Here is a 2,191-nt window from a genome sequence, read left to right on the forward strand (position 1 = left end):
ATGATCAATTGCGTTCCGGCTTGCCTCGCAACCTCATCGAGGGCGCCGCGGATCGCCTGATTGGCGGCGACACCGCCGGCCGCGACCAGGGCGCGGGGCGCGCCGAACTGCTCGCGGAAAAGCCTGAGACCGACGCTCAAACGATCGGCGGTCGAATCGAGCACGGCGGCCTGAAAACTCGCGCAGAGATCGCTGATGTCCTGCGGCGTGATCTCAGCGAGCCGGCTCGCTTCGCTGCGCACCGCCGTCTTCAATCCCGACAGCGAGAAATTGGCGTCAGGGCGTCCCTGCATCGGCCGCGGAAACGCAAAGCGCGTGGCATCGCCGCTTGCCGCCTCGCGCTCGACCTGTGGGCCGCCGGGATAGGGCAGGCCCAGCATCTTCGCGACCTTGTCGAAGGCCTCGCCGATCGCGTCGTCGACGGTGGTGCCGAGCCGCACATATCGTCCGACGCCGGTGACTGCGACGATCTGGGTGTGGCCGCCGGAGGCGAGGAACAGGCAATAGGGAAACTCGATTCCGTCGGTGAGGCGTGGCGTCAGCGCATGCGCCTCCAGATGGTTCACCGCGACCAGCGGCGTGTCGTGCACCATTGCGATCGCTTTCGCGGTGGTGAGTCCGACGATGACGCCGCCGATCAGGCCCGGCCCCGCGGCGGCCGCGACGCCATTGAGCTGGGCAAATCCGATGCCGGCCTCGCGCATGGCGCGGTCGATAATGCCGTCGAGCAGGTCGACATGGGCGCGGGCCGCAATCTCCGGCACCACCCCGCCGAAGCGCGCGTGCTCCTCGACCTGCGACCGCACGATGTTGGAGAGGATCCTGCCGCTGCCGTCGTCCGCGCGCTCGATCACCGCCGCGGCGGTTTCGTCGCAGGTGGTTTCGATGCCCAGTACCAGCATTGGCGGATTGTTATCCAATTTGCGCCCTTGCGCTCATCCGTAAAGCAGAGTTCTGGTACGTCCGGTAGCATTCCGGGACCAGATTGCGCAATCGTCACGAAGCAAGCCGTCCTCGTCATGCGTCACCGCCAAGTGGTTCGGGAACACCAGCGATGTCCATTCTTGTCACACGGCCGCATCCCGACAACGCGGCGACGGCGGAAAGTCTGCGCGCGCGGGGGCATGCGGTGCTGCTCGCGCCGGCGCTCAAGTTCGAGCCGGTCGCCTTTCACGACGAAAGTGAAGCACCCTACGGCGCCATCCTCGTCACATCGGCCAACGCGATCCGTGCCGTCGCACCACAATTGCGGGACCTTGGCCTGCTGGAGCTGCCGCTGTTTGCGGTCGGCGAGCATACGGCAGCAGCGGCGCGCGACGCCGGCTTTGCCGAGGTGATCGTCGCCGGCGGCGATGCCGCATCCTTGCGGGACAAGGTGATCCAGGGTGCGCGCGACAAGGTGCTGAAGAAAAAGAACACGCTGCTGTATCTCGCGGGCGCGGATTTGTCGCGCGACCTCGGCGGCGAGCTCGGTGCGGAGGGTTTTTCCGTGGTCACGCGGACGACATATCGCATGACGCCGGTCAAGCATCTGCCGCGCGAGGTCTGCGAGGGCTTTGCCGCGCATGGGGTCGAGGCGGTGCTGCATTATTCCAAGCGCAGCGCCCGCGCGTTCCTGGATGCGGCGCGGGACGAAGGCGTCGAAATTTCGGCGCTGGCGATCCCGCAATGCTGCCTGTCTGAGGCGGTCGCGAGCGCGCTCCGCGAGGCCGGCGCGTCGCAGGTTCTGGTCGCCGCGACACCGGACGAAAATGCCTTATTCGCCACCTTGGAGCGTGCTTTGCGCACCCGTTTGGCGTAAGAGGTCGGGCCGAAACCGACGTAATTGAGTCCGTCCTGGTATGGAAGTGTGAGGAACCGTCACGATGGCCGACGACAAGCCTGAAGACGCAGGATTGGCGCCCGACGCGGGTCGTGCCAAGCGCACGCCGCCCACCATCGACCTCGAAGCCACCGAAGTTTCGACCCAGCCGCAGGAGGCGGCGGTCGAGCCTGGGGCCGCGCCGGCGCCGGAACACGCCGAGGCCGAGCAGGCTCAATCCGACCAGGTTGACGCAGAGCCGGAGCGCATCGAAGCGCAGGCTCCCGCGTCGTCGATTTCGCCCTGGGTCATTGCGCCGTTCTCCGGCGTTGTTGCGGCGGCGGTCGTGATCGCGGTCGGCTGGATGCTGGGCTGGCCCGCCGTGCAGGC

General features: G+C 67.0%; 2 protein-coding genes and 1 pseudogene. 2 read left to right on the top strand and 1 reads right to left on the bottom strand.

Going from position 1 to position 2,191, the window contains the following annotated elements:
• Window positions 1-902: tRNA (adenosine(37)-N6)-threonylcarbamoyltransferase complex transferase subunit TsaD (tsaD, locus tag MOV74_RS36535; protein ID WP_246932175.1), on the bottom strand; the 902-nt coding region annotated here is incomplete at its 3' end.
• Window positions 903-1,054: 152 nt separating this feature from the next.
• On the opposite strand from tsaD, the gene MOV74_RS36540 reads away from it, so the two are divergent.
• Window positions 1,055-1,801 (top strand): uroporphyrinogen-III synthase, encoded by a 747-nt coding sequence (locus tag MOV74_RS36540; RefSeq protein ID WP_246932177.1) that lies wholly within the window; start codon window positions 1,055-1,057, stop codon window positions 1,799-1,801.
• Between the two features lie 64 nt (window positions 1,802-1,865).
• Window positions 1,866-2,191, top strand: a pseudogene (locus tag MOV74_RS36545) (hypothetical protein); the annotation flags it as partial.

The sequence above is a fragment of the Bradyrhizobium sp. SHOUNA76 genome (assembly GCF_023006445.1).
Lineage (GTDB): Bacteria > Pseudomonadota > Alphaproteobacteria > Rhizobiales > Xanthobacteraceae > Bradyrhizobium.

Excerpts from the sequence above, each read along its gene's own strand:
- MOV74_RS36540 (WP_246932177.1), top strand. The coding sequence starts at position 1,055 with ATGTCCATTCTTGTCACACGGCCGCATCCCGACAACGCGGCGACGGCG.